Genomic DNA, 7,307 nt, shown 5'->3' with positions numbered 1-7,307 from the left:
GTTCCGCAGGCTCCACTCCTGCCCCCGAGGGTCGTTCCGCAGGCTCCACTCCTGCCCCCGAGGGTCGTTCCGCAGGCTCCACTCCTGCCCCCGAGGGTCGTTCCGCAGGCTCCACTCCTGCCCCCGAGGGTCGTTCCGCAGGCTCCACTCCTGCCCCCGAGGGTCGTTCCGCAGGCTCCACTCCTGCAGTAGGCCTGATCATGGGCAGCGACTCCGACTGGCCGACCATGGAAGCCGCGGCAGAAGCATTGGCGGAGTTCGGAATTCGGTTCGAGGTCGGTGTCGTGTCGGCGCATCGCACTCCACAGCGAATGCTCGATTACGCACGCGACGCCGCGAGCCGCGGGATCCGAGTGATCATCGCGGGTGCCGGGGGAGCGGCCCACCTGCCCGGCATGGTGGCCTCGGCGACGCCGTTGCCGGTGATCGGTGTACCGGTGCCACTGAAATACCTCGACGGTATGGACTCGCTGCTCTCGATCGTCCAGATGCCCGCTGGCGTTCCCGTGGCGACGGTCTCCATCGGCGGTGCTCGCAACGCGGGCCTACTCGCAGTACGGATTCTGGGCGCGTCCGATCCGGCTCTGCAAGAACGAATGTCGGCGTTCCAGGCCTCGCTCGAAACCATGGTGCTGGAAAAGGACAAAGCTCTGCGCGCGACGCTACTGGGATGAGCACGGCGGCCTCGCGACGCGAGCAGATTCGTCGAGCCGGTCGTGGCCGATGGCAGTCCATCTTCGTGACGCGACTGGCATTGTTCTACGCCCGATTATGGCGCGGAACGGCGCACTTCGACGACGAGTTCTCGATCTTCGTCTGCACCGGGCTATGCGGTGGATTCGGGCGCGGCGGAACGACGTTCGGTGGTGCCTATCTGACGAAGGGCAACACCGCCCGTCGAGTGATACGGCACGAGGCCGTGCACGCGGATCAGTGGGCTCACTTCGGATTGACCTTCCCGTTCCGCTACCTCGCCGAGGAAGCTCGCCGCCATGGGCCGGCAAACAAATACGAAATCGAGGCGGGGCTCGCGGACGGCGGGTACCGACTGCCCGGTTGAGCAGGGCCGCGGCACGCCGAGCGGCCTCCTCAGTCGAGGGTGACGGTGACCTTCTCGGTCTCGGTGCGTCGCACGTTCTTCTCCTCGTCGGGCTGGGCCACCTGAACCAGGGAGGCACCTACGACGAGAACCGCGAGCAGACCGTCGATCAACTCGTCGGCGGTGGTCCAGGATGCACTCGACAGCACGCGGTCGGCGGCCGTCAGCGAACGGGCGGCGGCTCGCTCACGCGCGACGGCGAGCACCTGCTCCACCGAACGCCCGTCCAGTGCCCCAGCTCCGGTTCCGGAACCCGAGACCCGAAACTGATCCCCGTGCACTCGTACCGAGGTTGCGTAATCGGTCATCCCGATCGGCAGATCGGGGACTGCCTTGCCGAATGCGTCGAGCGAGAAGGCCAACACCTCGTCGACGTCCGGGGCCTCGCCGAGTCGATCCGCCGATACCATCGCCACGTCGGCGGAGTCGTCGGCTCCGAGGATCACCTCGCCGCCGGCCCACCAGATTCCCAGCAATGCTGCGGCGGTCTGCCAATGCGCGGGCAGCAGCACACTGACCCGGCCCCCCACCTCGAAGCCGAATTCGTCGCACAGGAGGTTGGCGGTCTTGGCGGCCCAGTTCGCAAGCGTCACTGCCGAGACCTCGACCCGCTCACCGGTTGCGTCGTCGTAGAACGTGATACGCGGACCGGCCGGGTCAGCGGCGAGAACGGGATCGAGCAGGGTCTGAGTCAGGTTCGATGGCACACCTCGAACCCTAGATGACGCTCGAGGTGCCGATTTCACACGCTGCGAGCGACACCGCTCAGTTGACGCACATCGGGCCGGTGGAGCCGGCGTCGATAGGGGCCGCGGGTGCCTCGGGAATTGCTGTACCGGCTTCGGGTGCAACGGTTTCCGCCGTCGCTGCCTGCCCCGAACCCGGGCCCGCGTAGTCGTTGGCGAGCACCACCCGAACGGTGTCGGCCGGCAACGAGTCCTCGGCGGTGATCTGCAGTCCGCCGAGCGCCGCGGAGACTGCGCGCGCGGCATCACTGTCCGCGTCGGCGGCCTGGATCCGGCTCGCCGAGATGGACGTGCCCTCGTAGTTTCCGATGGTTCCACCGACGTAACCCAATGCCGTCAACGAACCGGCGACTCCGTTGGCCAGCCCGTCGATCCCGCTGTCGTTCGCGACGTCCACCGTCACCGTCGACGGGTCGATTTCGGGGGCGTCCGTGTTCTCGGCGTTTGCCTCCGCCGAGTTGCCGTCGCCGAGCAGACCCGCGACGTACTTCTTCACCGACGCGGGATCGACCTGAACGATCGATTCGCCGTAGTCGGTCGTCGCGTTGATGTCGACGGCAGGGATGGTCTCGAACTTGACCTTGCCGCCGGCGAGGTCCTGCAGCCGAGTGGCGAATTGCAAGATGTCCCAGTCGGAATCGAGTGTCACCGAACGCTGCACCGCGGTGCTCAGCTGGCCCAGCTTTCCGGGGTTGCTCAATGTCTTGGCGCTCAACGCACTCCGTACGAGCGAGGCCATGAACACCTGTTGGCGCACGATACGGTCCAGATCGCCGCGGGGAAGATCGTGCCGCTGCCGGACGAAGCTCAAGGCCTGTGAGCCGGACAGTCTCTGCTCACCGGCTACGAAATTCGCACCCGAAAGCGGTTCCTGCACAGGATTGTTCAGGCACACCTCGACGCCGCCGACGGCATCGGTCAACAGCACGAAGCCGAGCAGACCGACCTCGGCATAATGATCGACGGTGATGCCGGTCAGGTTGGCGACCGAATCGATGAGGGCTTCCCGCCCGGCCTCGGTGGCTTGGGACTCGGCGTCTGCGTCCGAGACGCCCTGCTCCACCAGTTCCAGCCGCTTGGTCTCCTTGGTCGCGCCGTACGCAGCATTGATCTTCGACATGCCGATGCCGGGTACCTCGACGTAGGAATCGCGGGGGATGGAAATGGCGGTGGCCGACGAACCGTCGTTCGGGACACGGATCAGCACGATCGTGTCGGTGTTCGACGCCACCTCTTCACCGGCATTGAGCGATGCGAGTTCCTCGGGGGACAGCGCGTTGCCGTGGGCGTCGGTACGGCTGTCGGTGCCCACCATCAGAATGTCGATCGCACCGTCTGAGGCACCGCCGAGGCCGAGGCCGCCTGCGGTTGCGATGTTGGACCGAAGACTGTCGACGCTGCGCCACGCGAAACCGGTCACCAGCAGAACGAGTACCGACAGCACTGCGATCGCGACGTGGGTCGCCGGCCATCGACGGCCGCCGACCGCCGGCCGGGATCCGTTCCGGGACCGAGTCCGTTCGAGAGGGCGGCGCGGTTCGAGAGGGCCGCGTGGTTCGAGAGGGCCGCGTGGTTCGAGAGGGCCGCGTGGTTCGAGAGGGCCGCGTGGTTCGAGAGGGCCGCGAGGATCGCGTTGCCTCGGCCGGTGCGATCTGTCGGTGGGTTCGCCGCGGCTGCGACGAGTGCGTTCTCGAGCGCGGCGTTCCCCGCGCGAGTCCTCGCTACCGATGTACCGATGTGCCGCGTGATCGCCGACATTGCCCGCAGCGCTCACCTCGGGACCGCCGGATCTGCGGTGGGTGCGCCGCCTGGGCGGGGGAGTGCGCTCACCGCCGGGCGTGCCTGGATCTCGTGGCACCTTGACGACCCTCTCTCGTTACCGGCCGGCCTGGGCACCCGCCTGCTTCGTTCTCCCCCTGCTGTTCGAAGGTTACTGGTCAGTGCTCGCTGCCTCGCCCAACCGAACTCGGCGTGCCACACTTGGCAACCGTGAATGCGATCGTGGTGACCGGAGCACATGGCCAGCTGGGCCGCCGGGTGGTCTCTCTTGCCGCCGAGCGGGGTGACGGTACCGAGGTCTTCGCGTATTCGTCCGCCGACCTGGACATAACCGACCTCGATGCGGTCGCTGCCGTGGTGAGTGCGGGGGTGACAGTGATCAACTGTGCTGCGTACACCGCGGTCGATGCGGCCGAGACCGACGAGGCCAGAGCCCTGGCCGTCAATGCGGACGGCCCGCGGAATCTCGCGCGCGCCTGCGGGCGTGTCGGTGCCCGGATGATCCACGTCTCCACCGATTATGTGTTCGACGGCACAGCAACCGAACCGTACGAGGTGGATGCGAAGACTGCACCGCAGTCGGCGTACGGGCGCACCAAGCTGGCCGGCGAACTCGCTGTCTTCGAGGAGTTGCCCGAAGCCGTCGTCGTGCGTACTGCCTGGGTATACGACAACACCGGCAAGAACTTCGTGACCACTATGCGCAGACTCGAAGGTGAGCGCGAGACGATCTCGGTGGTCAGTGATCAGATCGGTTCGCCCACATTCGCCCTCGACCTGGCGTCGGGCCTGCTCGAGATCGAAGCCGACCCCGCCGTGATCGGCCGGACCCTGCACTTGACCAATGCAGGGCAGGCCAGCTGGTTCGAGTTCGCTCGCGCGGTGTTCACTCACATCGGTGCCGATGCCGAGCGTGTACGCCCGTGTTCGAGTGCCGACTATGTCGCCGCGGCACCTCGGCCCGCGTACTCGGTGCTCTCGTCGGCGGCGTGGGTCGATGCCGGGCTGTCGCCTGCGCGCCCGTGGTCGGACGCTCTGACGGCCGCCTTGACGCAGTCGGGATGAGGGTTTCGGCCCCGCGCGGGCTAGTCTTGCCCGCGTGAGTTCCGAGCTGGCCGTGGTGACGGTGACCTATTCGCCCGGCGAATACCTGGATCAATTCCTGACGTCTCTTCGTGAGGCCACGACGCGTCCGTTTCGGGTGATCATGGCGGACAACGGCTCGATCGACGGCACACCCGAGGCGGCCGAGGCCGCGTTCGACGAGGCGGAGTTGCTGCGTACGGGCGCGAACATCGGTTACGGCGCAGCGGTCAATCGTGCGGTCGCCGCCGTCGACCCCGCCGTCGAGTTCGTCGTCGTCGCCAATCCCGACGTGCGGTGGCATCCCGGTTCGCTCGACGGTCTGCTCGACGCCGCGGCCCGGTGGCCGCGGGCGGGTTCCCTGGGGCCACTCATTCGCGAGCCGGACGGCTCGCGGTATCCGTCGGCTCGTTCGGTGCCCGATCTCACGTCAGGTGCCGGCCACGCGGTACTGGGCAAGCTCTGGCCGAAGAATCCGTGGACTCAGCGGTATCGCCAGGAGAACGAGACGGTGGCCGAGCGTCCCGTCGGGTGGCTGTCGGGATCATGCCTGTTGCTTCGGCGGTCGGCGTTCGACTCGATCGGCGGATTCGATTCGCGGTACTTCATGTACATGGAGGACGTGGATCTCGGTGACCGGCTCGGTAAGGCAGGCTGGCACAACGTCTACGTCCCCGGCGTCGAGGTGACGCACTCGAAAGGTCATGCAGCAGGACGGCATCCGGAGGTGATGTTGCCCGCACATCACACCAGCGCGTATCGCTTCCAGGCAGACCGGCACGCCCGGGCATGGCAAGCTCCCCTACGATTGGCCCTGCGTGCGGGTCTCGGTCTTCGCTCGAAGATCGTTGTGACTTCGGCGCTTCGGGCTCGAGCCGTCGACGGACGGCTCACTGACGAGAGAACAGAGGCTGGACATGTCGGATAGTTCCTCATCGGTCGCCGCGCGTACCGATGCAGTCATCCTGGTCGGCGGCAAGGGAACTCGGCTGCGGCCGTTGACGCTCTCGGCACCCAAGCCGATGCTTCCGACCGCGGGACTTCCCTTTCTGACCCACCTGCTGGCCCGCATCAAGGCGGCCGGAATCGAGCACGTCGTTCTCGGCACGTCGTTCAAGGCCGAAGTGTTCGAGCAGCACTTCGGAGACGGGTCCTCGCTCGGCATCGAACTCGAGTACGTCACCGAGACGGAGCCGATGGGCACCGGGGGCGGTATCAGGAACGTACTTCCACGACTGCGTGCCGAGAACGTCATGGTCTTCAACGGCGACGTGCTGGGCGGTACGGATCTGACGGCAGTACTGGAAACGCACCGAACCACCGAAGCCGACGTCACATTGCATCTGGTTCGCGTCGGCGACCCGCGCGCGTTCGGCTGTGTGCCGACCGACGAGTCCGGCCGAGTGACCGCGTTTCTCGAGAAGGCTCAGGATCCGCCGACCGATCAGATCAACGCCGGCTGCTACGTCTTCAAACGCGAGATCATCGAGTCCATTCCGTCCGATCGACCGGTGTCGGTGGAGCGAGAAGTGTTTCCCGCCTTGCTCGCCGAGGACAAGAAGCTCTACGGGCACGTCGACAGCGCGTACTGGCGCGACATGGGCACACCGGAGGATTTCGTCAAGGGCTCGGCCGATCTGGTCCGCGGGATCGCTCCGTCGCCGGCGCTGCAGGGCGATCGCGGCGAATCGTTGGTTCACCCGAGCGCGGGAGTGGCACCGGGTGCGTTGCTCATCGGTGGGACCGTCGTCGGCCGCGGTGCCGAGATCGGCGCGGGTGCTCGCCTCGACGGTGCCGTCGTGTTCGACGGTGCGGTCGTCGAGGCCGGGGCCGTCGTCGAGCGATCCATCCTCGGCTTCGGTGCCCGCATCGGACCGCGCGCTCTGGTGCGAGATGCGGTGATCGGCGACGGAGCGGACATCGGCGCTCGCTGCGAACTGCTTCGCGGTGCGCGGGTGTGGCCCGGCGTGAAACTGCCCGACGGCGGAGTGCGGTTCTCCACCGACGTCTGACCCGATCTGCTGAGATACGAGTTCGTCGATCCGTCCCTACGAGCGGCGTGCGGCGAGCGAGACGAGGTGATCGATCGTCTCGTGCTCGGCTCCATCCGGTAGAGCGTCGACCGGCCACCATCGCAGATCCGTCGATTCCTCGCTGCGTACCGCTCGGGCACCGTCCGGGGCGCGTACCAGAAACCTCAGGTCGAGATGACGTGTCGCAGTACCCAGCGAACAGGTGATCGGGTGCGTGTGCGCCGAGAGGAGTGTCGGGTCGATGGTCAGATCCGCGATCCCGGATTCCTCGGTCGCCTCGCGTAGTGCCGCGTCGACGACCGTCTCGTCAGTCGGTTCGCAGTGGCCTCCGAGTTGAATCCACCGACCGACCTTGGGATGCAGTGTCAGCAGTACGTGGGTTCCGGATCGGTCGAGCACCAACGAGGAGGCGGTGAAGTGGCCGGCTTCGTTGGCGCGCAGACACGCGTCCGGATTGCTGTAGAGAAATGCCAGCATGGTGTGTCGAAGCGAATCGTCTCCCGAACCCGGCGGGGCCCAACGGTCGAGCGCAGCGGCGGTGGAATGCCACAGGCTGGACGCCGACAT

At 66.7% G+C, this 7,307-nt stretch carries 8 protein-coding genes; 5 read left to right on the top strand and 3 right to left on the bottom strand.

Going from position 1 to position 7,307, the window contains the following annotated elements:
* The first annotated feature begins 200 nt into the window (after nucleotides 1–200).
* Both purE and RHODMAR_RS19355 read left to right on the top strand, forming a co-directional pair.
* Complete coding sequence (purE, locus tag RHODMAR_RS19360) at nucleotides 201–674, top strand: 5-(carboxyamino)imidazole ribonucleotide mutase (RefSeq protein WP_008717818.1); 474 nt, start codon at nucleotides 201–203, stop codon at nucleotides 672–674.
* Nucleotides 671–1,060, top strand: a complete 390-nt coding sequence (locus RHODMAR_RS19355; RefSeq protein WP_008717816.1) for a hypothetical protein — start codon at nucleotides 671–673, stop codon at nucleotides 1,058–1,060. Before purE ends, RHODMAR_RS19355 begins: the two co-directional genes overlap by 4 nt.
* A gap of 29 nt (nucleotides 1,061–1,089) precedes the next feature.
* On the opposite strand, the gene RHODMAR_RS19350 is transcribed toward RHODMAR_RS19355, so the two are convergent.
* Nucleotides 1,090–1,806, bottom strand: coding sequence for a TIGR03089 family protein (locus tag RHODMAR_RS19350; RefSeq protein ID WP_042939905.1), 717 nt, complete (start codon nucleotides 1,804–1,806; stop codon nucleotides 1,090–1,092).
* Between the two features lie 58 nt (nucleotides 1,807–1,864).
* Nucleotides 1,865–3,289, bottom strand: a complete 1,425-nt coding sequence (locus RHODMAR_RS19345) for an LCP family protein (RefSeq protein WP_442970075.1) — start codon at nucleotides 3,287–3,289, stop codon at nucleotides 1,865–1,867.
* Between the two features lie 545 nt (nucleotides 3,290–3,834).
* Between RHODMAR_RS19345 and rfbD the strand changes: the two genes are divergently transcribed.
* From rfbD to RHODMAR_RS19330, 3 genes are read left to right on the top strand one after another with little or no spacing between them, the layout of a single operon-like run.
* A complete protein-coding gene (gene rfbD / locus RHODMAR_RS19340) occupies nucleotides 3,835–4,689 on the top strand; it encodes a dTDP-4-dehydrorhamnose reductase (protein WP_042939904.1) in 855 nt (284 codons plus the stop codon).
* A 34-nt stretch (nucleotides 4,690–4,723) separates the two neighbouring features.
* Nucleotides 4,724–5,635, top strand: coding sequence for a glycosyltransferase family 2 protein (locus RHODMAR_RS19335; RefSeq protein WP_008717808.1), 912 nt, complete (start codon nucleotides 4,724–4,726; stop codon nucleotides 5,633–5,635).
* Nucleotides 5,625–6,719, top strand: coding sequence for a sugar phosphate nucleotidyltransferase (locus RHODMAR_RS19330; RefSeq protein WP_008717807.1), 1,095 nt, complete (start codon nucleotides 5,625–5,627; stop codon nucleotides 6,717–6,719). Before RHODMAR_RS19335 ends, RHODMAR_RS19330 begins: the two co-directional genes overlap by 11 nt.
* Before the next feature lie 36 nt (nucleotides 6,720–6,755).
* Here the strand turns inward: RHODMAR_RS19330 and RHODMAR_RS19325 are convergent, their stop codons facing one another.
* Nucleotides 6,756–7,307 (bottom strand): NUDIX hydrolase, encoded by a 552-nt coding sequence (locus RHODMAR_RS19325; protein WP_008717806.1) that lies wholly within the window; start codon nucleotides 7,305–7,307, stop codon nucleotides 6,756–6,758.

This window comes from Rhodococcus sp. AW25M09, from assembly GCF_000333955.1.
Classification (GTDB): Bacteria; Actinomycetota; Actinomycetes; order Mycobacteriales; family Mycobacteriaceae; genus Rhodococcoides.
The sequence above is the reverse complement of the archived record's forward strand: the minus strand, read 5'-3'. Positions and strand labels throughout refer to the sequence as shown.